This window comes from Allobosea lathyri, assembly GCF_900108245.1.
Classification (GTDB): Bacteria; Pseudomonadota; Alphaproteobacteria; order Rhizobiales; family Beijerinckiaceae; genus Allobosea; species Allobosea lathyri.
Genome location: NZ_FNUY01000013.1, coordinates 46,651 through 70,678, shown reverse-complemented (window position 1 = coordinate 70,678; position 24,028 = coordinate 46,651). Strand labels below are relative to the sequence as shown.

The window sequence follows — 24,028 nt, the reverse complement described above, 5'->3', positions numbered from 1 at the left end:
ATTATCCCTCCGCCGCAGATCATCCCTTGGCGGCAGCTTTGGCTTTCGCCGGCGCTTTCGGCTTGGCAGTGGCCTTGGCCTTGGCAGGCTTGTCGCCAGCCGATTTGGCGGCGGCCTTCTTCGCAGGAGCAGCCTTCTTCGCAGGCGCCTTGGCGGCCTTCGCCTTGCCCGGTCCCTTGACGCCGCTGGCTTCCGCCTTGGCGTTGACGAGTTCGACTGCCTGTTCGAGCGTGATCGCCTCCTGCGTCAATGACTTGGGAAGCGTCGCGTTGACCTTGCCCCAATTGACGTAAGGCCCGTATTTGCCGGCGCGGACGACGAGCTTGCCGCCGCCGGGATGTTCGCCGAGATCGCGGCCCGGCACAGCTGCGCCACGCCCGAAGCGGCTTCCACCGCCACCGCTTTCCTTGGCGACGATCAGGTCGATGGCGCGATTGCCGCCGATCTGCAGGATGTCGTCGTCCTTGTCGATATTGGCGTAGGTCTTGCCGTGCTGGACGTAAGGCCCGTAGCGGCCGATGCCGGCCAGGATGGGCTCGCCGCTTTCGGGATGCTTCGCAACTTCCTTCGGCAGCGCCAGCAGCGCGAGCGCCATGTCGAGGTCGACTGTCGCCGCGCTCATACCCTTGGGCAGGCTCTGGCGCTTGGGCTTTTCGCCCTCGCCAAGCTGGACATAAGGCCCGAAGCGCCCGTCGCGCAGCGTGATGTCGACCTGCGTCACCGGATCCTTGCCGAGGATGCGCACGCCCGGCGCGCCCTGTCCGCCTTCGGCCGTCGCCTCGCCGTCAGCGGCGGCGACTGTGAGGGGGCGGGTATAGCGGCATTCCGGATAGTTGGAGCAGCCGACGAAGGCGCCGAACTTGCCGAGCTTGAGCGAGAGCGTGCCTGTGCCGCAGACCTGGCACGAGCGCGGATCGCCGCCATCTTCCCGCGCCGGGAAGACATGGGCGCCGAGCACGCCGTTCAGCGCCTCCAGCACTTCGGTGACGCGCAGGTCCTTGGTCTCGCCGATCGACTTGGTGAACTCTTCCCAGAATTCGCGCAGCACGACCTTGAAGTCGATCTCGGCATTGGAGACGCGGTCGAGCTTCTCCTCGAGGTTCGCCGTGAAGTCGAATTCGACATAGCGCTTGAAGAAGCTCTCCAGGAATGCCGTCACCAGCATGCCCTTGTCCTCGGGCACGAGCCGCTTCTTCTCGATGCGGACATATTCGCGGTCGCGCAGGGTCGAGAGCGTCGCGGCATAGGTGGAGGGCCGGCCGATGCCGAGCTCTTCCATGCGCTTGACCAGGCTCGCTTCCGAATAGCGCGGCGGCGGCTCGGTGAAGTGCTGGGTCGCGGCAATCGCGCGCTTCTCCAGCCCGTCCCCGGTCTTCATCGGCGGCAGCTTCTTTGAGTCCTCGTCCTCTTCGTCGTCGCGGCTCTCCTGATAGAGCGTCAGGAAGCCATCGAAGAGAGTGACCTGGCCCGTGGCACGCAGTTCGAGATTGCGGCCGGCCACCTTGGCGGCGATGTCGACGGTCGTGCGTTCCAGCGAGGCCGATTCCATCTGGCTTGCAATGGTGCGCTTCCAGATCAACTCGTAGAGCTTGGCCTGCTCGGGTTCGAGATGGCGCGCGACCATGGCCGGCAAGCGGGCGAGGTCGGTCGGTCGGATGGCCTCGTGGGCCTCCTGCGCGTTCTTGGCCTTGACCGTATATTTGCGCGGCACGCCAGGAACATAGGCGTCGCCGAATTCCTTGCCGATGACGCTGCGCGCAGCTGTAATCGCGCTGCCGTCCATGTCGACGCCGTCGGTACGCATATAGGTGATCAGGCCGACCGTCTCGCCGCCGATATCGACGCCCTCATAAAGCCGCTGCGCCAGCTGCATGGTGCGTGCCGGCGCCATGCCGAGCTTGCGCGAGGCCTCTTGCTGCAGGGTCGAGGTCTGGAACGGCGGGTAGGGGTGGCGCTTGACCGGTTTGGCCTCGACATCCGCCACGCTGAAGGCGGCGGTCTCCAGCGCATCCTTGAAGGCCTGCGCCTCGTCGCCCTTGCCGATGTCGAGCCGGGTGATCTTCTTGCCGTCGGCGCCGACGAGGCGGGCGTCGAAGACGCCGCCCGCGCCCGTCGCCAGCGTTGCGATCAGCGACCAGTACTCCCGCGCCCGGAAGGCCTCGATCTCGCGTTCGCGATCGCAGACGATGCGCAAGGCGACGGACTGGACGCGTCCGGCCGAGCGGGCGCCGGGCAGCTTGCGCCAGAGCACGGGCGAGAGGGTGAAGCCGACGAGATAGTCGAGTGCGCGGCGTGCCAGATAGGCGTCGACCAGCGCCTGGTCGACCTGGCGCGGATTGGCCAGCGCCTTCTGCACGGCGTCCTTGGTGACGGCGTTGAAGGTGACGCGCTCGACCGGAATACCCTTCAGCGCCTTCTTCTGGTTGAGCGCTTCGAGCACGTGCCAGGAAATCGCCTCTCCCTCGCGATCCGGGTCGGTTGCGAGAATCAGTTTGTCGGCGCCCTTCAGCGCCTTGACGATCTCGGCGACCTGCTTGGCTCCGCGCCCTTCGATCTCCCAGAGCATCTTGAAGTCGTCTTCGGGGTCGACCGAGCCGTCCTTGGCAGGAAGGTCGCGGATATGACCGAACGACGCCACGACCTCATAGTCGGAGCCCAGATACTTGTTGATCGTCTTGGCCTTGGCCGGCGACTCGACGACGAGGAGCTTCATGGTGCGTTTCAGTCTCAAAAAGGGCAAAGGACAGGATCGGGCAAAGCGCTGGTAAAGCACTTTATGTGCCCGCCCGGCCGAGTGGGGCACGGGGCGCGTTGATACAGGGTCGGAATTGCGCGCGAAAGTGGTTCACGCGCTTCGCTCTGTCAAACGCCGATTATGCTGTTCGCCGAGCGGCGGAGGCTTTACCGGGAACTCAAGTGCCCGACGAGGCCGAGCAGGAGGATATCGTGTCGCTTCACACCGCAATCAAGCGTCGGACGGCGCAGGATATCAGGACCCGCAAATCCGGCGAGCCGATCGTGTCGCTCACGGCCTATACGGCGACGATGGCCGCGATCGTCGATGACGTCGCCGACTTCATTCTGGTGGGCGACTCAGTTGGCATGGTGGTCTACGGCCTCGACAGCACGGTCCCGGTCACGCTGGAGATGATGATCCTGCATGGCCAGGCCGTGATGCGCTCGACCAGCAAGGCCCTGGTGGTGGTCGACATGCCCTTCGGCACCTATGAGGAAAGCCGCGAGCAGGCCCTGCGCAATGCGGCGCGCATTCTCAAGGAAACCGGCTGCGGCGCCGTCAAGCTGGAAGGCGGCCTTCGCATGGCCGACACCATCCGCTTCCTGGTCGGTCGCGGCGTGCCGGTGATGGCCCATGTCGGGCTGACCCCGCAGGCGGTCAATACGCTGGGCGGCTTCAAGGCCCAGGGCCGCAGCGAAGCGGAATGGCCGGCGATTCTCGCCGATGCCGAGGCTGTCGCCGAAGCCGGGGCCTTTGCGGTCGTGGTCGAGGCTGTCGCCGAGCCGCTGGGCGCCGAGATCACCAGACGCGTCGCCGTGCCGACCATCGGAATCGGCGCATCCGCAATGTGCGACGGCCAGATCCTGGTGCTGGACGATATGCTCGGCCTGACGCCGCGCGTCCCCAAATTCGTCAAGCAATACGGCAGCCTGGGCGCGGACATGCGCGCCGCGCTTGCACAATATGCCGAAGAGGTCCGGTCCCGGCGCTTTCCGGGCCCCGAACATGGCTATGCGCTGAAGGCGCCGTGATGCGCGTCGGGTGAGGCTTGTGGGTGGCGTCCAGCGATAAGGTCGGGATCGCCGCTTGCGCGGCGTCGAGGCTGGGCATAAACACCCATCTTCAAATGACATCGCCAGCCCCGATCTATCCGCACCGCCATCTCCTCGGCATCGAGGGGTTGTCCCATCTGGACATCGAGGCGCTGTTGGACAGAGCCGACACCTATGTCGCGCTCTCCCGGCAGGTCGAGAAAAAGACCGCGACCTTGCGCGGTCGCACCCAGATCAACCTGTTCTTCGAGCCCTCGACACGCACGCAGGCCTCCTTCGAGCTCGCGGGAAAGCGCCTGGGCGCCGACGTCATGAACATGTCGGTCGCGTCCTCTTCCGTGAAGAAGGGCGAGACCCTGATCGACACGGCGGCCACGCTAAACGCCATGCGCCCCGACATCCTGGTGGTGCGCCATCATGCGGCCGGCGCCGTCAACCTGCTCGCCCGCAAGGTCGACTGCTCCGTCGTCAATGCCGGCGACGGCGCTCATGAGCATCCGACGCAGGCGCTGCTCGACGCGCTGACCATTCGCCGCAACAAGGGCCGCATCGCCGGGCTGACCGTCGCGATTTGCGGGGACATCGTGCATTCGCGCGTTGCCCGCTCCAACATCATCCTGCTCAACGCCCTTGGCGCCAAGGTCAGGCTGATCGCCCCCTCGACGCTGCTGCCGCCGGGCATCGAGCGCATGGGCGTGTCCATCTTCACCGACATGAACAAAGGGCTCGAAGGCGCTGACATCGTGATGATGTTGCGGCTTCAGCTCGAGCGCATGCACGGCGCCTTCGTGCCGTCGTCGAAAGAGTATTTCCGCTATTTCGGGCTCGATCGCGACAAGCTCGACCGCGCCCAGCCCGATGCGCTCGTGATGCATCCCGGCCCGATGAATCGCGGCGTCGAGATTTCCTCCGAGGTTGCCGACGGGGCGCAGTCGCTGATCCGGGAACAGGTCGAAATGGGTGTCGCGGTCCGCATGGCAGTGCTCGATGCGCTTGCCCAGCACCTGCCCAATGGCTGAGCCCGGTGGACAATATCCTCGCCTGGCTGTTGCGACAGATGCGCCGGGCCAGGTTCGTCTTCTCAGGACTTTACGTCGTGGTGGCGGCTGGCTTCCTCTATGCCGATCCACGCGCGGGCTGGACCTGGTTCATTATCATCGCGGGCGCGCTGCTGTGCCTGTTGTTCTGGGGGCTGGTCGGATTCTGGACCTCCGTCTTCACGCACAGGCAGGGCCGTGATGGCGCTGGTGGAACCGGGCATGGCTGAACTGCAGGACATCGAGCTACAGGACATCGAGATCGTCAACGCGCGGCTGGTCGATCCTGCGACAGGCCGCGACGGACGCGGATCGATCCTGATCCGCGCCGGCGCCATTGCAGACGTCAACTGGGGCGAAGCGGCCCCTTCTGGCGGTGAGGGTGTCCGGCGTATCGACGCCCGGGGCCTCGTGCTGGCGCCGGGCCTCGTCGATCTGCGCGCCTTTCTCGGCGAGCCGGGCGCGGAATTCCGTGAGACGCTCAGCACCGGGTCGCAGGCGGCCGCTGCCGGCGGCGTCACCACCGTCGTCTGCCGGCCCGACACCGATCCGCCCATCGACGATCCCGCGATCATCGATTTCATCAAGCGCCGCGCCCGCGACAAGGCGATCGTCAACGTCCTGCCATCGGCTGCCCTGACCAAGGGGCTGCGCGGCAAGGAGATCACCGAATTCGGCCTGTTGCTGGAAGCCGGTGCGGTCGCGTTCGGCGATGGCGCCAGGGCGTTGCGCAATCCGCAGGTGATGCGGCGTGCGATGATCTATGGCCGCGACTTCGACGCGCTGATCATGAACCATGTCGAGGACCCCGATCTGCGCGGCTCCGGCGTGATGAACGAGGGCGAATTCGCCAGCCGGAGGGGCTTGCCGGGCATTCCGCTGGAGGCTGAGACGATCATGCTGGAGCGCGACATCAGGCTCGCGAGGGCGACAGGCGTCCGCTATCACGCGGCCATGATCTCCTGCGCGGAATCGGTCGAGCTGGTGCGCCGGGCCAAAGCCGAGGGCGTGCGGGTCACCTGCGGCGTCTCGATCAACAATCTGACCTTGAACGAGAACGACGTCGGCGATTACCGCACCTTCTGCAAGGTCTCGCCGCCGCTGCGCCATGAGGACGAGCGCCTCGCCATGGTCGCAGCACTCGCCGAGGGTGTCATCGATGTCGTCGTCTCCGATCACGACCCGCAGGATGTCGAGACCAAGCGCCAGCCCTTCGCGGAAGCGGCCGATGGCGCGCTCGGCATCGAGACGCTGCTCCCGGCTGCGCTACGCATGGTGCAGGCCGGCCAGATCGAACTCGCGCCCTTGCTGGCGGCGCTGTCGACACGCCCTGCCGCGCTGCTCGGCCTGGCCTGCGGGCGCCTCGCGACCGGCGCACCGGCCGATCTGATGCTGCTCGACCCCGATGCGCCCCATGTCGTCGACAAGCGCAAGCTGAAATCGCGGGCCAAGAACTCGCCTTTCGACGAGGCACGGCTCGAAGGCCTCGTTCAGGTGACTTTCGTGGGCGGGCGAGTGGTCTACGAGGCGCAGGCAAGCTAGTCTGCCGCGGGTGGATTGGGCTGGGACAAGAGGGGCGGCATGCCGGAGACGTTGAGTTGGGGCCTTGCATGGCCCGCGAGCCTTGCTGCCCTCGTCATCGGCTATCTGTTCGGATCGATTCCCTTTGGCATCATCCTGACCCGGCTCGCTGGCGGGCCGGATCTGCGCAGCATCGGCTCTGGCAATATCGGCGCGACCAATGTGCTGCGCACCGGCAACAAGAAGCTCGCGGCGCTGACGCTGCTTGGCGATATGCTCAAGGGCACGGCCGCCGTGCTGGTCGGCGGCTGGCTCGTCGGGGGGCGCGAGGCTGCGCTGGTTGCGGGGCTCGGCGCCTTTCTCGGCCATGTCTTTCCGGTCTGGCTCAAGTTCAAGGGTGGCAAGGGCGTCGCGACCTATCTCGGCGTCCTGATCGCGCTGAAATTCTCGATCGCCATCGTGTTCGCGGCATTGTGGCTCAGCATCGCCTATCTCTCCCGCTATTCCTCGCTTTCGGCACTGGTCGCGAGCCTGCTGACGCCGCTCCTGCTCTGGTTCTGGCCGGGCCTCTACCAATCGGCGCTGCTGATGGGAGTGCTGACGGTGATCCTGTGGATCACGCATCGTGAGAACATCCTGCGCCTGCTTCGCGGGCGCGAAGGCAAAATCGGCCAGAAGGGCTGAGGCGAAAATGGCTGGCATCGTCCTTTCAGACCGCCAGCGCCTCGATTGGCTGAGACTGATCCGCAGCGAAAGCGTCGGCCCCCGTACCTTTCGCTCCCTGATGAACCGTTTCGGCGGGGCTGCAGCCGCGCTCGACGCCTTGCCTGAACTTGCCCGGCAGGCCGGTCGAAGCGTCCGGTTATGTCCGCTGGTGGACGCCGAACGCGAGTTCGAGAGCCTTCGACGGCTTGGCGGCAGCCTGATCGCGCTGGGCGAGGCGTCCTATCCGCTGCCCTTGCAGGCGATCGATTCGGCGCCGCCGCTCATCGCCGTGCTGGGGCGGGCTGACGCCCTGCTGCGCCCGAGCGTGGCGCTGGTCGGATCGCGTAATGCCTCGGCCGCGGGCCAGAAATTCACCGCGAGACTGGCGCGCGACCTCGGCGAGGCAGGCTTCGTCATCGTCTCCGGCCTCGCGCGCGGCATCGATACCGCAGCCCATGAAGCCAGCGTCGCGAGCGGCAGCGTCGCCGTCCTGGCCGGCGGCCTCGACGAGGTCTATCCGCCCCAGAACCTGCCGCTGCTCAGGCGCATGCTGGAGGAGGGCGCGGCTATCAGCGAAATGCCTCTGGGCTGGAAGCCGCGCGGACGCGACTTCCCGAGGCGCAACCGGCTGGTTTCGGGGCTGTCGCTGGGCACGGTCGTCGTGGAAGCCGCCCGCAAATCCGGCTCGCTGATCACCGCGCGCTTTGCCAATGAGCAGGGGAGGCAGGTCTTCGCCGTTCCGGGATCTCCGCTCGACCCGCGTGCGGAGGGTGGCAACCATCTGATTCGCGAGGGGGCGACGCTATGCGCCGAGGCCGCTCATGTCATCGAGGCGCTCGAACCGCTATTGCGCGGCGGCCATGATTTTCGCCAGCTGCCATTGGTCATGAGCGAGGGAGTGCGGGAGGACGCGTCTCAGACGTTGTGGGACGAACTCGATCTGCCGGGCGTGCCGGCTGCCCCGTCCGCGCCGCTTCCCGAACCGCAGCTTGGAATGGAGCCACCGGCTCTCGTGGATGGCGCTGATGGCGAAGCGGTGCGCGCCCTTGTCATGCGCCTGCTCGGGGCGGCTCCGGTCTCGGTCGACGAGTTGGTGCGCGCCAGTGGCCGCTCTGCCCGCGAGATCAACCATACCGTGTTCGAACTCGAGCTCGACGGCGTGATTCTGCGTCATCCCGGCGGAGCTCTGACGCGCATCGCCCCCTGAGCCGGCGGAGACGCTCCGACGCTACCGGTCGGGCCTGTCGCGCTGCGTCTGGTTTTTCGCTTCCTGCCGCGTGAGCTCGATAAAATAGTGCAGATGCATGAGGTTGGCCGCTTCAGCAATCGTTCCGAGCTCGCCCAGGATGGTCTCGATATGATGCGAGGCCTCGAAGCGCCGCTGGCGATGCTGCTCAGGAGCGAGGGCGTTTTGCGCGGTTGCCGAGGGAGCAGTCGCGGAGGGCTGACTGGCGCTGGTCGCTTCGGCGGCTCGTGTTGGTGCAGCGATGGCTGCGCCGAGGGGAGGTTCCATAATATTGCATCTCTGGCGTGTGATTGCCGCTTAATGCAATCGATAGTTTAATATTCGATGGTGATTATGCGCCGGATTGCAGCTAGCTCTCCGACATCGACATCGACATCGACATCGACATGGCGTGACGCTCGACCTGGATCGAAGCCTCCAGCCGCGCCATCTCCAGAAAATACGCAAGGCTCTTCAGGTCGGCCGCCTTCGCCATTTCGCTGAGCTCGGCGCTGAGGATTTCGATATAGGATGCAACCTCCAATTGCGTTCCGCGCGAGGCGCTCTCGTCTCCCTCGTCGTCCGGGGGCGGCGTGACGTCCCCACCCCTTTCGGCATCCATATCCTCATTCTCACCCGGTAAGAGTGGGGTTGGCGCTCTGGATTTCATCGGGCTGGACTCACACCTGCGTGCCGGAAACATGCTCTGATGTGTCAGTTCCGTTCCGGCATCTCACGGTTCGACTGAGCATATACAATCATAGCGTGTATTTAAGTTGAATCTCAAGCGAGGATTGTTCACCCGAGCAACAGCACAGCGACCGGAAGCGTCGCAAGCGCGAGCAGCGTTTGCATGGTCGTGATCTCAGCCATCAGAGGTGCATCGCCTCCCAGATCTCGTGCCAGGAAATAAGCAGCCGTTGCGGTCGGAACAGCCGAAGCCACGATCGTCATGGTCAGGGCCGGGCCGGAGACGCCGAGTTGCCGCGCGAAAAACCAGGCGACCAGCGGCATGACGACGAGCTTCAGGCCGATGGCGATGCCGTGGGCCAGGCGCGGTCGCGCCAGCCGGCGCAGATCGAGGCCGGCGCCGACGACCAGGAGCCCGACGCCGAGCGCGGCGCGGCCGAGCACGTCGACATAGGTGGTCAGGGCGGTCGGCAGCATCCACTGCATCTGGTTGAGCGCAAGGCCGAGAACCGAGGACCAGATAAACGGGTTGAGCGCGATCGAACGGGCGGTCGCTGCTGCGCCCATCGGCCGTCCATTCGCGTAACGCGCCAGAACGAGGACGCAGAGCACGTTGAGCAGGGGGATCATGGCGGCAACCGCGATGGCCATCAGTGTCGCACCGGTACGGCCACTCAAGCCTGCGGCAAGCGCCAGCGCGACGAAGGTGTTCCAGCGCACCGACCCCTGGAAGATCGAGGTGAAGGCCGGGCCGTCTATGCCGATCCGCGCCATCAGCGGGCGGCAGAGGAGCAGAAGCGCCGCTACGCTGAGAATCGAGAATACCAGGCTCAGCCCCATCGCCACGACGGGAAGCCGGCTCAGGTCGGCGGTGGCCAAGGTATGGATCACGACGGCCGGAAACAGCACCTGATAGGTCAGGCGCTCGACGCCACCCCAATGCGCGGCTGAAACGATCCCGCTTGTCTTGAGCGCCCAGCCGGTCGCGATGACGAGAAATACGGCGATCAGGCTGTCGAGCATTGTGCGATCCAGGTCGGGCTGCGCCGGGTCCAAGATGCCCGCCTGTCCGCCGCGACCCGGAACAACCGGCTCCGCTCGTCGTTGATGGACAGGTGCTGTCTTGGGAAGCGCTGATAGCTTCCTTTCACGGCGGCCGTTCGGGGACAAGGGCTGAGGGCGGAGAGGGCGTTGCGCCCGCCGCAATCCAGCCGCGATTGGTTCACGCGCCATTCAACCGGACTGCGCGAACCTGTCCTCATCTTCGGGAGAGCCCGAAAACAGGAGATACGATCATGATGTCTCTCAGGAAAACCGCCATCATCGCGCTGGCTTCGATCAGTGTGGTCTCGGCAGGTTCGGTCGCTCCGGCCTTCGCCGGCGAAACGCGCCCGGCTGTGGACGCGTCGAGGCTGGACAAGGCTGCGGCGGAATACACGCAATACCGCGGATACCGCGGATATCACGGTGGATATCGTGGATACCGCAATGGCTGGTATGGCGGCGGTCGTGGCGCGGCCGTGGCAGGTGCCGTGGGCCTCGGAATTCTGGGTGCCGCAGCGATTGCCGCGAACCGCAGCGCCTACGCCGACCCGTATTATTATGATGACGGCTACGCCTATGGCGCGCCGGTCTATGCAGCGCCGGTCTATGGCGGGCCCGTCTATGCCGCGCCGGTTTATGGCAGGCGCTATTATGCCCCTTACGACTTCCGCGATCATCGCTGAAGTCTGATCCAGGCTCCTTCTCCTGCGCGCTCGTTTGGGGCGCGCAGGATACCTCGAAGCTTCCGGTCATCCCTGGCTTCGGATTTCCTTCACGACAGCCGTGCTACTTCGTTCGCAAGCGATAGCGGGCACAGACGACACTTGGCCTACAACTCGGCCTACACGACACTTGGCCTACACGACATTTGAGCAGCCGCTTCAGGCTTTGGGGGATTACGAGATGATATCGGTTCGACAGGCGCTGGCAGCTGGCTTCGGCTTGCTGGCGACGGCTCTGGTTTGGGCTCAGCCCGCTTCGGCCCAGTATTACGGGGGCGGCTATGAGCGCGATCGTGGTTACGAGCGCCGTGAACGATATGACCGTGGGGGCGACAATTACGGACGTGGTCGGGATTATGACCGCGGCGGCTATGATCGCGGCCGCGACTATGGTCGTGGTGACGGCTATGGCCGGGGGCCTCGGGGCGGCAATGCCAATCCGCTCGCCGGAATGAGCATCGAGGACCAGAAGCGCGCCGTGAAGAATCATCGCCGGGCCCAGAAGAAGGCCTTCAAGCAGGGCGTGATCATCCCGTAAGGGAGCGCAATCCAGCCCGGCATTCGAAAGCGCCGCTCCGGCCAGGCCGGGGCGGCATTTTCTTGTCTCAATCCTCGGTTGGCTCGTCCGGCGGCATGCGCATCAAGCGATCGAGCGCGCCTTGCAGGATGTACGCGGCTGCCATCTTGTCGACGACCGAGGCGCGCTTGGCGCGGGACGCATCGGCATCGAGCAACGTCCGGGTCACGGCCATGGTCGACATGCGTTCGTCCCAGAAGACGATCGGCAGGGGCGTCAGCGGCACGAGGTTGCGCACGAAGGCGCGGGTCGACTGGACGCGCGGGCCCTCCGAGCCGTCCATGTTGAGCGGTAGGCCGATGACGAGGCCGGCGACCTGATATTTGTCAGCGATCTTCAACAGAGCGGCGACATCGACGCCGAATTTGACGCGTTTGATCGTTTCCAGCGGCGTGGCGATCTGCCGTTCGACATCGGACAGCGCGAGGCCGATCGTCTTGGTACCGAGATCGAGCCCCAGCAGTCGGGCATGGTCCGGCAGGCCCAGAAACGTTTCGAGTGGCACGACATTGCTTGACATGAACCGCCGGTAGCACGCGCCGCCGCATCCTGCGAGCGGCGCGTGCGTTAGGCGGCGGTTGCGACTAGTTGACGTTCTGCGGATTTACGCCGGCAGCCTTGAGCGAAGCGGCCCATTTCGCGATCTCGGCGCCAAAGCGCTTGGCATGGGCCTCGCGGGTCCATTCCGTCTCCGGAAAGGCGTTGGTGCCGACGGATTTGAAGCGATCGAGCACGGTCGGGTCCTTCAGGGCGGCCCGCAGCGCCGTGTTCAGCCGGTCGAGCACCGGCGCTGGCGTGCCTTTGGGCGCGTAGAGCCCGTGCCAGATCGTCATTTCCAGATCGACGCCGGTTTCGCGCACCGTTGGCGTATTCGGCAGCACGCCGAGCCGTTCGGTCGAGGTGACCGCATAGGCGCGAATCTTGTCGCCCTGGATCTGCGGGACGGCGGTGGTCGACTGGTCGCAGAGCATGTCGACCTGTCCGGCGACCAGGTCGTTCATGGCGGGGCCGGTACCGCGATAGGCGACCTGCGCGAATTTCGCGCCGAGCGCCTGCGACATCAGCACGGCGCAGAGATGCGCGTTCGAGCCGACGCCGGCATGAGCGATGGTCAGCTTTTCCGCCTGGGCCTTGGCAAAGGGAAAGAACGATTTTGCGTCGACAGGTGGCAGAGCGAGCTTGCCCGCGATCACCATGGGGCCGGCATTGACGAGGCCCACGGGGGCGAAGGCCGTCTGGGTGTCGTAGCCGAGATTATTGTAGAGCGCGGGCGCTGCCGCCAGAGCAAGGTGATGGATCAGCAGGACATAGCCGTCCGCTTCCGCCGTCAGCAGGCGTTTGGCTCCGGCCGTGCCGCCGGCGCCCGCGACGTTCTCGACCACGAACTGCTGGCCGAGCGTGCGCCCCATATGGTCGCCGACCAGGCGGGCGATCACGTCGCTGGGGCCGCCGGCCGCGAAGGGCACGATCAGGGTGACGGGGCGGCTGGGGAAAGTCTGCGCCGAGGCGGGCGCGGCGAGCCCGAGGGCCAGGAGCCCCCCAAGCGCAATTCGTCTGGCAGTGTTCACGAGCATTCGTTTCCTCCGGTTGCAATGAACCGCTCTGCGGCGGCTTGGCGGGCAAACTTGCTTGGCGGCAAGCTTGGTCGATGGAAAGCGTATGGCTGCGCTAGCGCTTCAGCGCAGGTCGGACAGGTAGTGAGCCTCCTCCGTGAGACAGAGGCTGACGCGCAATTCGACGGGCGAACCGTCGAGAGAGAGGGCGACCCGGTCGATGCGCAAAGCAGGGGTTCCCTGGGCGACGCCGAGCAGCCCGGCTTCATCCGCCGAGAGCGCGATCGCCTTCAGGCGCTCGCGCGCATGGGCGATCGTCACGCCATAGCGGGCGGCGAACAGGCTGTAGAGATTGTTGGGGATCGGCGCTGTCTCAAGCCCCGGGAAGACCCGTTGCGGCAGGCTGAGCGTTTCCAGAATGATCGGAATCGTCTCGAAGGCCCGCAGCCGGCGGATTCGAATGACGCTAGCCCCGGCATCGAGATCGAGCGCGGCGCGTTCCGCGGCGTTCGCCATGCCGGTCTCGACGCCCAGCACAAGGCTGTCGGGAAAGCGCCGCTCGCCATCGTCGTGAACCAGCTTGAAGAACTGGAACAGGATGCGCCGCTCGTCATGTTCGGCGACGAAGGTGCCGCGCCCCTGGCGGCGCACCAGCAGGTTCTCGGCTGCGAGTTCGTCGAGCGCCTTGCGAACCGTGCCCTGGCTGACGCCGATTTCGCTTGCAAGCTGCGCCTCGCTTGGCAGCGCCGTTCCGGGCGACCAGACGCCATCGACGAGCCGCCGCACGAAGATCGCCTTGACCTGCCGGTAGAGCGGCCGGAAGCCGAGCGTTTCAGCTGCATCGGGCACGCTGGTCCGGTCTGCATTTTCGAGCTTGTGCACACTCATCTGTCTTATATAAGACTCTGCATCATTCAGGTCGAGCCCCGTTTTATCGAGGGGGGACCGGCCCGCCACTTGGTTGCGAGGAGGCCATAAATGAGCAAGCCCCATCTCCTGGTTCACGAGAAGAAGGATACCGTCGGCGTCGTCGTCGTCGAGGGTCTCAAGGCCGGCACCGATATGCTCGGCGTCGTCACTCACGACAATTCCGATTTCCGGCTGACCGCCAAGATGGACATTCCCATCGGCCACAAGGTTGCGCTCAGGGACATCAAGAAGGGCGATACGCTCTGGAAATACGGCCAGGATATCGGCGTGGCCAAGGCTGATGTGAAGCAGGGCGAGCACCTGCACGTCCACAACGCCAAGACGAAGCGTTGGTGACGGTCCCCGCGTCATGATTTCGCACGGAATCACCACGTCATCCTGGACAAGCGGCGCAGCCGCGCAGATCCGGGATCCATCGTAAGGCGTTGTTTCTCTACGATGGATCCCGGCGCTCCGCTTCGCTTCGGCCAGGATGACGCGGTGGTTCCTCGAAAGCGCAGCCGACGTTTGAACCACTCAAGATTTGCACGCCACCGGCTCCCCCCGAGGTCGAGCCCGCCATAACGGAGAAAACGCCATGTCGATCGTCGCCAATTTCGACCTCGTGAAAGGCAAGCTCGGACGCATCAAGGGCCGCAAGATCGAGGCGCCTGAGTTCAAGGCCCCGATGGTCAGGCGTCCAACCGGCCGCAGCCTCGATGCCTTCCATGGCTGGCGCCGCGAGAACGGTCGCGTCGGCGTGCGCAATCATGTGCTGCTGCTGCCGCTGGACGATCTCTCCAACGCAGCCTGCGAGGCCGTCGCCAACAACATCAAGGGCACGCTGGCAATCCCGCATGCCTATGGCCGCCTGCAGTTCGGCGAAGACCTCGACATCCATTTCCGCACGCTGATCGGCACCGGCTCGAACCCCAACGTCGCCGCCGTCGTGGTGATCGGCATCGAGGATGGCTGGACCAAGCGCGTCGTCGACGGCATCGCCGCGACCGGAAAGCCTGTCGTCGGCTTCGGCATCGAGGGCCATGGCGACATCGCCACCATCGCCAAGGCGTCTTATGTCGCCAAGGAGTTCGTACAGTGGGCGAGCGAATTGCAGCGCGAGAAATGCGGCATCGAGGAGCTCTGGGTCTCGACCAAATGCGGCGAGTCCGACACCACCACGGGGCTGTCCTCCTGCCCGACCGTCGGCAACATGTACGATAAATGGATCCCGCGCGGCATCCATGGCGTCTTCGGCGAGACCTCCGAGATCACCGGCGCGGAGCATCTCTGCAAGGCCCGCGCGGCGACGCCGGAAGTCGGCGAGCGCTGGTACAAGATGTGGAAGGCCTATCAGGACGACGTGATCGAGGCCCACAAGACCGACGATCTCTCCGATTCGCAGCCGACCAAGGGCAATATCGCCGGCGGCCTGACCACGATCGAGGAGAAGGCGCTTGGCAATCTCGAGAAGATCGGCCGCGAATGCACCTATATCGACATCCTGCAGCCGGCGGAGACGCCGACCAAGGGGGCAGGGCTCTATTACATGGACACCTCCTCTGCGGCGGCCGAATGCGTCACGCTGATGGCGGCGGGCGGCTATGTCGTGCACACCTTCCCGACCGGGCAGGGCAACGTCATCGGCAACCCGATCGTCCCGGTCATCAAGATCACCGGCAACCCGAAGACGATGCGCACCATGCCCGAGCATATCGACGTCGACGTCTCCGGCATCCTGCGCCGCGATCTGACCATCCCGCAGGCCGGCGACGCCCTGATCCAGAACATCGTCAGGACGGCCAATGGCCGCCTCACGGCGTCCGAAGCATTGGGACACCGCGAATTCTCGATGACCAAGCTCTACCGCTCGGCCTGAGCCGCTGCTATCAGCCAAAGCGGCTCGGGCAACCTGCCGCTTTGGCCTCCATTCTGCTTCCAGATCGGCAAAACGAGCCGGAGCCGCCTTCTTGTCTGTTGCGACCATCTCACCGCTTATCGCCTGGCGCCCGCGCCTCGACGGCATCGTGCTCTCGGTCGCGGTCGCCATTGCCTCGGTGGTCGCCGAGCCGCTGTTGAAGGCCGCTTTGGGAGGGCGCGTCGGCGTTCCCGCCATCGTCATCGCGCTGGTCATCGGCATGCTGCTGCATCCCCTGGCCAATACCGCGCGCTTCGAGCCGGGCATGACCTTCTGCGTCAAGAAGCTGCTGCGCTGGGCAATTGCGCTTCTTGGCCTGCGCATCGCATTGGGCGACATCATTTCGCTTGGCATCAGCACGGCGCTGCTGGTCGTGGGTTCGATGGTGATCACCGTCGTGACCGGGATGCTGCTGGCACGCTGGCTCGGCCGGGAGGCGGGCATGGGCGCGTTGGCCGGTGTCGCGACGGCCGTCTGCGGGGCATCGGCGGCGCTCGCCACGGCGACCGTGGTGCCGGACTATCGTAACAAGGCCGCCGACGTGGCCTTTACCGTCATCGCGATGAACGTCTTGGCCACGATCGCGATGCTGGCCTATCCGCTGATCTGCGTCTGGCTGGGATTTTCGACCGAGCAGACCGGCATCATGCTGGGCGCGACGATCCATGACGTCGCGCAGGTCGTCGGCGCGGGCCAATCGGTTTCCGACGAGGCCGCGAATGCCGCGGTCATCGTCAAGCTCTTCCGCGTCTTCATGCTGCTGCCCGCGGTCCTGATCGTCGGCTGGTGGCTGGTACGCGACAGTGCCAAAACTGCGGACGTGACCGCCAAGGCCAAGGTCCCGGTGCCGGTCTTCGCCATTGTGTTCCTGTGCCTGTGCCTGCTCAACAGCTTGATGGCTACGCAACCGGCGCTTACCGGGATCTATCAGCCGCTGCGAGACGCATTGCTCGAGGCGTCGCGCTGGGGCCTGCTGATCGCGATTGCGGCGCTGGGGCTGGCCACGTCGATGGGCGCCATGGCGCGGCTGGGTTGGCGCCACCTTGCTCTGGTCACGGGCACGACCCTTACGATCCTGTGTATCGTCACCGGTGGCCTGTTGATGCTGGGCTGAGGCTATCGTGCTTTAGGGCATCGGCCCTGAAACTGGATTGCGATTTCCGGAAAAGGCCGATGCGATAACAGAGGTCTGGCTCATCGGAACGGATGCGATATCCGGCCCGATGATCTGGGCCGGAAGCCAAGGCGGGAGATCCATGACCGACATCGTCATCACCGAATTCATGGACGAGGCTGCCGTCGCCACGTTGAAGGCGCGCTACAAGGTCCATCACGATCCCGAGCTTTTCGGCAAGCCAGACGAACTGGCTGGCCTGCTCGCCAATGTCCCGGCCCTGATCGTGCGCAATCAGACGCAGGTGAGGGGGGCTGTGCTGGAAGCCGCCGGCAAGCTGAAGGTCGTCGGCCGGCTCGGCGTCGGCCTCGACAATATCGACATGGACGCTTGTGCGAAGCGCGACATCCGGGTTTTTCCCGCGACCGGGGCCAACAGCCTTTCAGTCGTGGAATATGTGATCTGCAGCGCGATGGTGCTGTTGCGCGGGGCCTATTTCGCCAATGCCGCGATGCTGGCCGGCGAATTCCCCAAGACGAAACTGATCGGCCGCGAGATCGCCGGCAAGCGTCTGGGACTGGTCGGCTTCGGCGCGATCGCGCGCGATGTCGGCCATCACGCCCGCGCGCTCGGCATGGAGGTCGTCGCTTATGACCCCTATGTCGCGGCCGACGATCCCGCCTGGCAGTCGACGCAAGCGCTCGATCTCGACGCCGTTCTGGGGAGTGCCGACGTCATCAGTCTCCACCTGCCGCTGACGCCGGAGACCCGCGGGCTGATCGGCAAGGAAGCCTTCGCCAAGATGAAATCCGACGCAATCCTCGTGAATGCAGCCCGGGGCGGCGTCATGGATGAAGCGGCGCTGGTCGCCGCCTTGAAGGGCGGCAAGCTCGGAGGTGCCGCGATCGATGTCTTCGACGAGGAACCGCTTCGGGACGGGGCAAAAATCTTCGCAGGCGCGCCGAACCTGATCCTGACCCCGCATATCGCCGGCAACACGGTCGAATCGAACAGCCGTGTTTCCGGCCTGGTGGCCGAGCGCGTCATGGCGGCGCTGGAGGGCCGGACATGATGCGGCTCTCGCTGTCCGAAGCCGAAGGAGCGGTCAGCGCGCTGTTCGTGGCGGCCGGTGCCTCGCCGGCCAATGCGGCCTCCGTCGCCTGGGCGCTCGTCATGGCCGAGGCGGACGGGTTGAAGGGGCACGGACTGTCGCGCGTGCCGACCTATCTCGCGATGCTGAAGGCGGGCAAGATCGACGGGCAGGCGGTGCCGATCGCGCGCCGCCCCCGGCCCGGCGTGCTGGCGATCGACGCCGGCCATGGTTTTGCCTATCCGGCGATCGATCTCGCTGTCAGTGAATTGCCTGCGATTGCGCGCGAGCAGGGCGTGGTCGCTGCTCCGATCCGCCGCTCGAACCATTGCGGCGCGGCGGGCCTGCATGTCGAGCGCCTGGCCGAGCAGGGGCTGGTCGCTCTGCTCTTTGCCAACACGCCGGCTGCGATTGCGCCCTGGGGTGGCGCAAAGCCGGTCTTCGGCACGAATCCGATCGCCTTTGCCGCCCCGCTCGCCGGTCGCGAGCCTGTGGTCATCGACATGGCCCTGTCCAAGGTCGCGCGCGGGCCGATCGTCGCCGCCAGGCAGAAGGGCGAGGCCATCCCCGAGGGCTGGGCGCTCGATCCATCGGGCAAGCCGACGACCGACGCGGGCGCTGCGCTGGCCGGAACCATGGTGCCGCTCGGCGATGCCAAGGGCGCGACCTTGGCGATGATGGTCGAAATCCTGGCCGCCGCGCTGGTCGGCACGCATTTCGCCTTCCAGGCCTCGTCCTTCATCGACGACAAGGGCGGACCTCCCGATACCGGCCAGCTCATCCTCGCGATCGACCCTTCGAGCATGGGCGGCCACTGGTTCGACGAACGCATGCGCATGCTCGCCCACGCCATCGAGGATCAGGGCGGCACAAGGTTGCCCGGCGTCCGGCGCTTGAATCTGCGTGCGAAGGCTAAGGCGGAAGGGATTGAGGTCGCTGAGGAAATCCTCGCGGTCTAGTGCGATATCCGCTCTACCTGCCCCGTCATTGCGAGCGAAGCGCAGAAGCTCGGTCATCCCGGGCACAGCGAAGCGGAGACCCGGGATCCATTCCGGAGCCTTGACGATTGAGGATCCGGAATGGTTCCCGGATCGGCGCCGCTATGCGGCTTGTCCGGGATGACCGCCCTCTAAAGCGGCCTGAAGGCGAAGCGCTCCTCGCAATGACGGTTCCTGATCTCACACCAGGCTGAACCGGTCGACATCGACCAATCCTTTGTCGGTGATCTTCAGATGCGGGATCACCGGCAGCGTCAGGAATGCCACCTGCAGGAATGGCTCGGCCAGCACGACGCCGAGCGCCTTTGCCGCCATGCGCAGGGCTTCCAGCTCATGGCGAACCGCCTCGAAGGGCTGGTCGCTCATCAGCCCCGCGACCGGGAGCGCCAGTTCGGCCGTGACCTCGCCATCATCGGCGACGGCAAAGCCGCCCCCGATCGCGATCAGCCGGTTGGCGGCCGCGGCCATCGAGACCTCGTCGACGCCGACGACGCAGAGATTATGGCTGTCATGCCCGACTGAAGAGGCGATGGCGCCGCGCTTCATGCCAAAGCCATGGACGAAGCCGGTCGCGATGCCGCCATTCTTGCCGTGCCGCTCGATCACGGTGACCTTGGCGACATCGTTCGTCAGATCCGGCAAGGCCTCCCCGTCCAGCGACGGCAGGGGCATGCCAAGACGTTCGGTGATGATGCGGCCGGGCACCACGCCGATGACGGGCGTGTCACCGCTGCGCGCCACCGCCTTGAAATCCTCCGGCGTCAGCCTGCGGCTATGGACGCTGCCGAGGCCCACAGGTGCGATCGTCGCTCGATCCTTGAACAGGGCATCCTCGACAAGCCTGCCGGCGGCGAAGACCTGCCTGACCGAGCAAGTGGCGAGATCCTCGACGAGAACGATATCGGCGCGCTTGCCGGGCCCGATGAAGCCGCGGTCGAACAGCCCGAAATTCCGCGCCGCCGACAAGGTCGCGACGCGGTAGGTCGCCAGCATGTCGGCTCCCTCGGCGATCGCGGTGCGGATCATGTAATCGAGATGGCCTTCCTCCGCGATGTCGAGCGGGTTGCGGTCATCGGTGCAGAAGGCGAGCAGGGGCGATGCGTCGCGCGTGATCAACGGGATCAGCGCATGCAGGTCCTTCGAGACAGAACCTTCGCGGATCAGGATCGCCATGCCCTTGGCCAGCTTTTCGCGGGCCTCGTCTGCCGTCGTGGTCTCATGGTCGGTGCGGATGCCGGCCGAGAGATAGCCGTTGAGGTCCTTGCCCCGCACCAGCGGCGCGTGGCCGTCGATATGCCTGTGCGAGAAAGCCGCGAGCTTGTCGAGGCAGCCCTGATCGCGGTGCAGCACGCCCGGAAAATTCATGAATTCCGCGAGGCCGATGACCTTGGGATGGTGCATCAGCGCGACGAGGTCCGCAGCTTCGAGCCTTGCGCCGGCGGTCTCCAGATGCGTTGCCGGGACGCAGCTCGAAAGCTGCACCCGCAGATCCATCCGCATCGCCTCGGCACAGGCGAGGAAATAGGTGATGCCCTCGACGCCCAGCACGTTGGCGATCTCGTGGGGGTCGCAGATCGCGGTCGTCACGCCATGGGGTAGCACGCAACGCTCGAATTCGAGCGGGGTCACCAGCGAGGATTCGACATGCAGATGCGTGTCGATGAAGCCGGGCACAGCGATCAGGCCGGCAGCATCGAACTCCGCCTTGCCGCGATAGCTGCCGTAAGTGCCGACGATGGTGTCGCCGCACAGCGCGATATCGCTCTCGACGAGCGCGCCGGTGACGAGATCGAGGAGCCTTGCGCCCCGGATGACGAGATCGGCCGGCTCGTCGCCGCGTCCCTGGGCGATGCGTCGGGCGAGCGTCTGGGTGTCGGTCATGGCGCTGATTCCGTGCGATGCGGGAGCTGAAGCCTGCACGCGCATCTGCCGAATGTCGACTTGGAGGTGAGCCCCTCCCGGCTTAGAACGACGGGCGCCATTCCTTTCGTCCGGAGCCCGCAATGAAACTGACCTGGTTCGGCCATTCGGCCTTCCGCATCGACCTTGTCGACGCGTCCCTGCTGATCGATCCCTTCTTCACCGGGAATCCGGCGTTCGAGGGCGATATCGCGACCGCTTCGAAAGGTATCAGCCACATCGTCATCACCCATGGCCATGGCGACCATATCGGCGATTCGCTTGCGATCGCGGAAGCGACAGGCGCGACCGTTGTCACGAATTTCGACCTGTGCATGTACTTGGCCTCGAAAGGCCTGAAGAGCTTCGAGCCGATGAACACCGGCGGCACGGTCGATCTCGTCGCCTTCAGCGTCAGCCTGGTCCGGGCCGATCATTCGGCCGGCCTGGTCGAGGGCGGCGTCAATTTTCCGCTGGGGAACGCCAATGGCGCGGTGATCAAGGCCAAGGGCGAAAAGACGCTCTGGCATATGGGCGACACCGACATCTTCGCCGATATGGCGCTGATCAGCGAGCTCCATGGTGTCGAGGCCTGCATCTGCCCGATCGGCGATCGCTTCACCATGGGCGGCAAGACCGCGGCGCTCGCCATGACGCGCTTCGTCAAGCCGAAGGTCGCGATCCCCTGCCATTACGGCTCGTTTCCGATGATCGATCCGAATGCCGGCGCCTTCCTCGACGGACTGAAGGGCAGCGATGTCCAGGCCCTGGTGCCGGAGAAGGGCGAGGCGATTTCGCTTTGATTCGGATGATTTCGATCATCCCGCCGTCATCCCGGACGCAGCGAAGCGGAGATCCGGGATCCATCGGAGGCCGCTGCACTCTACGATGGATCCCGGCGCTTCGGCCGGGATGACGAGGATAATTCAGTAATGACTTATCGTTTCGTCGTTGGCGCGCTATAGCGCGGCAACTCATTCTCGACGCTGTTCAAGCCGTCCATCTCAGGAGTCCGCCATGTCGGTCGATCTCGCCACCGTCAAGCGCGTCGCGCATCTCGCGCGCATCGCCGTCCCGGAGGCTGACCTGCCGAAGCTGCAAGGCGAGCTCAATGCCATTCTCGGCTTCGTCGAGCAGCTGAACGAGGTCGATGTGACCGGCATCGAGCCGATGACCTCGGTGACGCCGATGGCGATGAAGCAGCGCGAGGATGTCGTGACTGACGGCGAGATCGCCGACAGGATCGTCGCCAACGCTCCTGCGTCCGAAGACAACTATTTCATGGTGCCGAAGGTGATCGAATAGGCGCGCAGCCCTCTTTCGATCACCCCGGACGCGCGAAGCGTGATCCGGGGCCGCCAGCCGCATGCAGAACCGGATATCTCCCGTGACCGATCTCACAAGCCTGACCCTGACCGAGGCCCGTGACGGCCTGAAAGCCAAGACCTTCTCCGCCACCGAGATCGCCACGGCGCATATCGCCGCTGTCGAGAAGGCAAGGGCGCTCAACGCCTATGTGCTGGAGACGCCGGAGCATGCGCTGAAGCAGGCCGCCGCTTCCGATGCGAAGCTGGCCAAAGGCGAGGGCGGCCCGCTCGAAGGCCTGCCGCTCGGCATCAAGGACCTGTTCGCGACGCAGGGCATTCGCACCACCGCCTGCTCGAAGATCCTCGGCAATTTCGTGCCGCCCTATGAGTCGACCGTGTCGGGCCAGCTCTGGCGCGATGGCGCGGTCATGCTCGGCAAGCTCAACAATGACGAGTTCGCCATGGGCTCGTCTAACGAGACCAGCGCCTTCGGCAATGTCGTCAATCCCTGGCGGCGTAAAGGCTCCAATGTCGGAGCAGCCGGCACGGGCTCGGTCGAGGGCAACCACCTCGTTCCCGGCGGCTCCTCGGGTGGCTCGGCATCAGCCGTTGCAGCCGGTCTCTGCCTTGCTGCAACCGCGACCGACACGGGCGGCTCGATCCGCCAGCCCGCGGCCTTCACCGGCACGGTCGGCATCAAGCCGACCTATGGCCGCTGCTCGCGCTGGGGCATCGTCGCCTTCGCCTCTTCGCTGGATCAGGCAGGGCCGATCGGCAAGACCGTGCGCGACTGCGCCGTGATGCTGCGCTCCATGGCCGGTCACGATCCCAAGGACACGACCTCGGCGAACCTGCCCGTACCCGATTACGAGAAGGCGGTCGGCCGCTCGGTCAAGGGCATGAAGATCGGCATTCCCCGGGAATATCGCTTGGACGGCATGTCTCCGGAGATCGAGGCGCTCTGGCAGCAGGGCATCGCCTGGCTGAAGGCGGCCGGTGCCGAGATCATCGACATCTCGCTGCCCCACACGAAATACGCCCTGCCGGCCTATTACATCGTCGCGCCGGCGGAAGCCTCGTCCAATCTCGCCCGTTATGACGGCGTGCGCTACGGCCTGCGCCATCAGGGCCGCGACATCGTCGAGATGTATGAGAAGACCCGCGCCGATGGTTTCGGCGCCGAGGTCAAGCGCCGCATCATGATCGGCACCTATGTGCTCTCGGCCGGCTATTACGACGCCTATTATCTGCGCGCCCAGAAGGTGCGGACGTTGATCAAGCGCGATTTCGACGAGGCCTATGCGGCCGGCATCGACGCAGTGCTCACGCCGGCGACACCCTCGGCGGCGTTCGGCATCGGCGAGAAGGGCTCGGCCGACCCGGTCGAGATGTATCTCAACGACATCTTCACGGTGACGGTGAACATGGCCGGCCTGCCGGGCATTGCGGTTCCGGCGGGGCTGGACAGCCAGGGCTTGCCGCTCGGTCTCCAGCTCGTGGGCCGGCCCTTCGACGAGGAGACGCTGTTCTCGCTCGGACAGGTGATCGAGGACGCGGCCGGCCGCTTCAAGGTCGGTGAGCGCTGGTGGGGCTGATGGTCGAGCCGGTCGCCCCCGATACACTCCCGGCCCTGCGCCGGGAGATCGACGCTGTCGATGCCGGGCTGATAGACCTGCTGAGCAAGCGCTTCGACATCGTGCAGCGGGTCATCGTGGTGAAGCAGCGCGACGGACTTCCGGCCAATATTCCCGAGCGCGTCGAGGACGTCGTGCGCGCCGCACGCGCGTTGGCGGGGGAGGCCGGCTTGCCGCAGGATCTGGTCGAGACCCTCTGGCGTTCGATGATTTCCTGGACGATCGACTATGAGGACAGCCATCTCGCACGTTCGTCCTGAAGCGAGCGGGATGCAGGCGGACGTACCGAGCGGCTC

25 protein-coding genes are annotated in these 24,028 nt (G+C 65.4%); 17 read left to right on the top strand and 8 right to left on the bottom strand.

Annotation, left to right across the window (positions count from 1 at the left end):
- Window positions 1-19: 19 nt before the first annotated feature.
- Window positions 20-2,713, bottom strand: coding sequence for a type I DNA topoisomerase (topA, locus tag C4S73_RS23945; RefSeq protein ID WP_103875096.1), 2,694 nt, complete (start codon window positions 2,711-2,713; stop codon window positions 20-22).
- A 233-nt stretch (window positions 2,714-2,946) separates the two neighbouring features.
- Between topA and panB the strand changes: the two genes are divergently transcribed.
- The 6 genes from panB (at window position 2,947) to dprA (ending at window position 8,259) form a co-directional block, all read left to right on the top strand.
- Window positions 2,947-3,768, top strand: coding sequence for a 3-methyl-2-oxobutanoate hydroxymethyltransferase (gene panB / locus C4S73_RS23940; RefSeq protein ID WP_103875182.1), 822 nt, complete (start codon window positions 2,947-2,949; stop codon window positions 3,766-3,768).
- A gap of 95 nt (window positions 3,769-3,863) precedes the next feature.
- Entirely contained in the window at window positions 3,864-4,808 is a 945-nt protein-coding gene (locus tag C4S73_RS23935) for an aspartate carbamoyltransferase catalytic subunit (RefSeq protein WP_103875095.1), read from the top strand.
- A 5-nt stretch (window positions 4,809-4,813) separates the two neighbouring features.
- Window positions 4,814-5,056 (top strand): hypothetical protein, encoded by a 243-nt coding sequence (locus tag C4S73_RS23930; protein WP_103875094.1) that lies wholly within the window; start codon window positions 4,814-4,816, stop codon window positions 5,054-5,056.
- Complete coding sequence (gene pyrC, locus C4S73_RS23925) at window positions 5,049-6,368, top strand: dihydroorotase (RefSeq protein WP_103875181.1); 1,320 nt, start codon at window positions 5,049-5,051, stop codon at window positions 6,366-6,368. The genes C4S73_RS23930 and pyrC overlap by 8 nt, the downstream gene beginning before the upstream one ends.
- Before the next feature lie 39 nt (window positions 6,369-6,407).
- Window positions 6,408-7,031, top strand: coding sequence for a glycerol-3-phosphate 1-O-acyltransferase PlsY (plsY, locus tag C4S73_RS23920; RefSeq protein ID WP_103875093.1), 624 nt, complete (start codon window positions 6,408-6,410; stop codon window positions 7,029-7,031).
- A 16-nt stretch (window positions 7,032-7,047) separates the two neighbouring features.
- Complete coding sequence (gene dprA, locus C4S73_RS23915) at window positions 7,048-8,259, top strand: DNA-processing protein DprA (RefSeq protein WP_103875180.1); 1,212 nt, start codon at window positions 7,048-7,050, stop codon at window positions 8,257-8,259.
- A gap of 21 nt (window positions 8,260-8,280) precedes the next feature.
- Here dprA and C4S73_RS23910 read toward each other — a convergent pair whose 3' ends face one another.
- From C4S73_RS23910 to C4S73_RS23900, 3 genes are all read right to left on the bottom strand, one after another.
- Window positions 8,281-8,565 carry a hypothetical protein gene (locus C4S73_RS23910; RefSeq protein ID WP_103875092.1) on the bottom strand — a complete coding sequence of 95 codons (285 nt, stop codon included), beginning with the start codon at window positions 8,563-8,565 and terminating at the stop codon, window positions 8,281-8,283.
- A gap of 82 nt (window positions 8,566-8,647) precedes the next feature.
- Entirely contained in the window at window positions 8,648-8,899 is a 252-nt protein-coding gene (locus tag C4S73_RS23905) for a hypothetical protein (RefSeq protein WP_103875091.1), read from the bottom strand.
- Between the two features lie 176 nt (window positions 8,900-9,075).
- Window positions 9,076-9,990, bottom strand: a complete 915-nt coding sequence (locus tag C4S73_RS23900) for an AEC family transporter (RefSeq protein ID WP_103875090.1) — start codon at window positions 9,988-9,990, stop codon at window positions 9,076-9,078.
- Between the two features lie 272 nt (window positions 9,991-10,262).
- Here C4S73_RS23900 and C4S73_RS23895 point away from each other — a divergent pair, with 272 nt between their 5' ends.
- Both C4S73_RS23895 and C4S73_RS28510 read left to right on the top strand, forming a co-directional pair.
- Window positions 10,263-10,694, top strand: a complete 432-nt coding sequence (locus tag C4S73_RS23895; protein WP_103875089.1) for a hypothetical protein — start codon at window positions 10,263-10,265, stop codon at window positions 10,692-10,694.
- 220 nt (window positions 10,695-10,914) lie between these two features.
- Window positions 10,915-11,271 (top strand): hypothetical protein, encoded by a 357-nt coding sequence (locus C4S73_RS28510; RefSeq protein WP_200828087.1) that lies wholly within the window; start codon window positions 10,915-10,917, stop codon window positions 11,269-11,271.
- Between the two features lie 67 nt (window positions 11,272-11,338).
- On the opposite strand, the gene ruvX is transcribed toward C4S73_RS28510, so the two are convergent.
- From ruvX to C4S73_RS23875, 3 genes are all read right to left on the bottom strand, one after another.
- The gene (ruvX, locus tag C4S73_RS23885; RefSeq protein WP_103875088.1) at window positions 11,339-11,830 is read right to left on the bottom strand and encodes a Holliday junction resolvase RuvX; all 492 of its coding nucleotides are present in this window, start codon (window positions 11,828-11,830) and stop codon (window positions 11,339-11,341) included.
- A gap of 64 nt (window positions 11,831-11,894) precedes the next feature.
- Window positions 11,895-12,884, bottom strand: a complete 990-nt coding sequence (locus C4S73_RS23880; RefSeq protein WP_103875087.1) for a tripartite tricarboxylate transporter substrate-binding protein — start codon at window positions 12,882-12,884, stop codon at window positions 11,895-11,897.
- Between the two features lie 102 nt (window positions 12,885-12,986).
- Window positions 12,987-13,751: a GntR family transcriptional regulator gene (locus C4S73_RS23875; protein ID WP_103875086.1), complete on the bottom strand. Its 765-nt coding sequence runs from the start codon at window positions 13,749-13,751 to the stop codon at window positions 12,987-12,989.
- Window positions 13,752-13,841: 90 nt separating this feature from the next.
- Between C4S73_RS23875 and C4S73_RS23870 the strand changes: the two genes are divergently transcribed.
- From C4S73_RS23870 to C4S73_RS23850, 5 genes are all read left to right on the top strand, one after another.
- Window positions 13,842-14,129, top strand: a complete 288-nt coding sequence (locus C4S73_RS23870) for a UxaA family hydrolase (protein ID WP_103875085.1) — start codon at window positions 13,842-13,844, stop codon at window positions 14,127-14,129.
- 331 nt (window positions 14,130-14,460) lie between these two features.
- The gene (locus tag C4S73_RS23865) at window positions 14,461-15,651 is read left to right on the top strand and encodes a UxaA family hydrolase (RefSeq protein ID WP_103875179.1); all 1,191 of its coding nucleotides are present in this window, start codon (window positions 14,461-14,463) and stop codon (window positions 15,649-15,651) included.
- Window positions 15,652-15,742: 91 nt separating this feature from the next.
- Entirely contained in the window at window positions 15,743-16,804 is a 1,062-nt protein-coding gene (locus tag C4S73_RS23860) for a YeiH family protein (protein ID WP_244595752.1), read from the top strand.
- Window positions 16,805-16,946: 142 nt separating this feature from the next.
- Entirely contained in the window at window positions 16,947-17,876 is a 930-nt protein-coding gene (locus C4S73_RS23855; RefSeq protein ID WP_103875177.1) for a hydroxyacid dehydrogenase, read from the top strand.
- The gene (locus C4S73_RS23850; RefSeq protein WP_103875084.1) at window positions 17,873-18,853 is read left to right on the top strand and encodes an Ldh family oxidoreductase; all 981 of its coding nucleotides are present in this window, start codon (window positions 17,873-17,875) and stop codon (window positions 18,851-18,853) included. Before C4S73_RS23855 ends, C4S73_RS23850 begins: the two co-directional genes overlap by 4 nt.
- A 219-nt stretch (window positions 18,854-19,072) precedes the next feature.
- On the opposite strand, the gene ade is transcribed toward C4S73_RS23850, so the two are convergent.
- A complete protein-coding gene (gene ade / locus C4S73_RS23845; protein ID WP_103875176.1) occupies window positions 19,073-20,773 on the bottom strand; it encodes an adenine deaminase in 1,701 nt (566 codons plus the stop codon).
- Window positions 20,774-20,895: 122 nt separating this feature from the next.
- Between ade and C4S73_RS23840 the strand changes: the two genes are divergently transcribed.
- The 4 genes from C4S73_RS23840 to C4S73_RS23825 all read left to right on the top strand — a co-directional run bounded on the left by C4S73_RS23840 (window position 20,896) and on the right by C4S73_RS23825 (window position 23,992).
- Window positions 20,896-21,594, top strand: a complete 699-nt coding sequence (locus C4S73_RS23840) for a metal-dependent hydrolase (RefSeq protein ID WP_103875083.1) — start codon at window positions 20,896-20,898, stop codon at window positions 21,592-21,594.
- Between the two features lie 214 nt (window positions 21,595-21,808).
- Window positions 21,809-22,096 (top strand): Asp-tRNA(Asn)/Glu-tRNA(Gln) amidotransferase subunit GatC, encoded by a 288-nt coding sequence (gene gatC, locus C4S73_RS23835; protein ID WP_103875082.1) that lies wholly within the window; start codon window positions 21,809-21,811, stop codon window positions 22,094-22,096.
- Window positions 22,097-22,178: 82 nt separating this feature from the next.
- The gene (gene gatA, locus C4S73_RS23830) at window positions 22,179-23,693 is read left to right on the top strand and encodes an Asp-tRNA(Asn)/Glu-tRNA(Gln) amidotransferase subunit GatA (RefSeq protein WP_103875175.1); all 1,515 of its coding nucleotides are present in this window, start codon (window positions 22,179-22,181) and stop codon (window positions 23,691-23,693) included.
- Window positions 23,693-23,992 carry a chorismate mutase gene (locus C4S73_RS23825; protein ID WP_103875081.1) on the top strand — a complete coding sequence of 100 codons (300 nt, stop codon included), beginning with the start codon at window positions 23,693-23,695 and terminating at the stop codon, window positions 23,990-23,992. The genes gatA and C4S73_RS23825 overlap by 1 nt, the downstream gene beginning before the upstream one ends.
- The last annotated feature ends 36 nt before the right edge of the window (window positions 23,993-24,028 follow it).

Bases quoted from the DNA above. Each gene is read 5' to 3' on its own strand.
- topA (WP_103875096.1), bottom strand. From the start codon at position 2,713: ATGAAGCTCCTCGTCGTCGAGTCGCCGGCCAAGGCCAAGACGATCAAC.
- C4S73_RS23935 (WP_103875095.1), top strand. From the start codon at position 3,864: ATGACATCGCCAGCCCCGATCTATCCGCACCGCCATCTCCTCGGCATC.
- pyrC (WP_103875181.1), top strand. From the start codon at position 5,049: ATGGCTGAACTGCAGGACATCGAGCTACAGGACATCGAGATCGTCAAC.
- plsY (WP_103875093.1), top strand. From the start codon at position 6,408: ATGCCGGAGACGTTGAGTTGGGGCCTTGCATGGCCCGCGAGCCTTGCT.
- C4S73_RS23910 (WP_103875092.1), bottom strand. From the start codon at position 8,565: ATGGAACCTCCCCTCGGCGCAGCCATCGCTGCACCAACACGAGCCGCC.
- C4S73_RS23905 (WP_103875091.1), bottom strand. From the start codon at position 8,899: ATGGATGCCGAAAGGGGTGGGGACGTCACGCCGCCCCCGGACGACGAG.
- C4S73_RS23900 (WP_103875090.1), bottom strand. From the start codon at position 9,990: ATGCTCGACAGCCTGATCGCCGTATTTCTCGTCATCGCGACCGGCTGG.
- C4S73_RS23895 (WP_103875089.1), top strand. From the start codon at position 10,263: ATGATGTCTCTCAGGAAAACCGCCATCATCGCGCTGGCTTCGATCAGT.
- C4S73_RS28510 (WP_200828087.1), top strand. From the start codon at position 10,915: ATGATATCGGTTCGACAGGCGCTGGCAGCTGGCTTCGGCTTGCTGGCG.
- ruvX (WP_103875088.1), bottom strand. From the start codon at position 11,830: ATGTCAAGCAATGTCGTGCCACTCGAAACGTTTCTGGGCCTGCCGGAC.
- C4S73_RS23880 (WP_103875087.1), bottom strand. From the start codon at position 12,884: ATGCTCGTGAACACTGCCAGACGAATTGCGCTTGGGGGGCTCCTGGCC.
- C4S73_RS23875 (WP_103875086.1), bottom strand. From the start codon at position 13,751: ATGAGTGTGCACAAGCTCGAAAATGCAGACCGGACCAGCGTGCCCGAT.
- C4S73_RS23870 (WP_103875085.1), top strand. From the start codon at position 13,842: ATGAGCAAGCCCCATCTCCTGGTTCACGAGAAGAAGGATACCGTCGGC.
- C4S73_RS23865 (WP_103875179.1), top strand. From the start codon at position 14,461: ATGGTCAGGCGTCCAACCGGCCGCAGCCTCGATGCCTTCCATGGCTGG.
- C4S73_RS23855 (WP_103875177.1), top strand. From the start codon at position 16,947: ATGACCGACATCGTCATCACCGAATTCATGGACGAGGCTGCCGTCGCC.
- C4S73_RS23850 (WP_103875084.1), top strand. From the start codon at position 17,873: ATGATGCGGCTCTCGCTGTCCGAAGCCGAAGGAGCGGTCAGCGCGCTG.
- ade (WP_103875176.1), bottom strand. From the start codon at position 20,773: ATGACCGACACCCAGACGCTCGCCCGACGCATCGCCCAGGGACGCGGC.
- C4S73_RS23840 (WP_103875083.1), top strand. From the start codon at position 20,896: ATGAAACTGACCTGGTTCGGCCATTCGGCCTTCCGCATCGACCTTGTC.
- gatC (WP_103875082.1), top strand. From the start codon at position 21,809: ATGTCGGTCGATCTCGCCACCGTCAAGCGCGTCGCGCATCTCGCGCGC.
- C4S73_RS23825 (WP_103875081.1), top strand. From the start codon at position 23,693: ATGGTCGAGCCGGTCGCCCCCGATACACTCCCGGCCCTGCGCCGGGAG.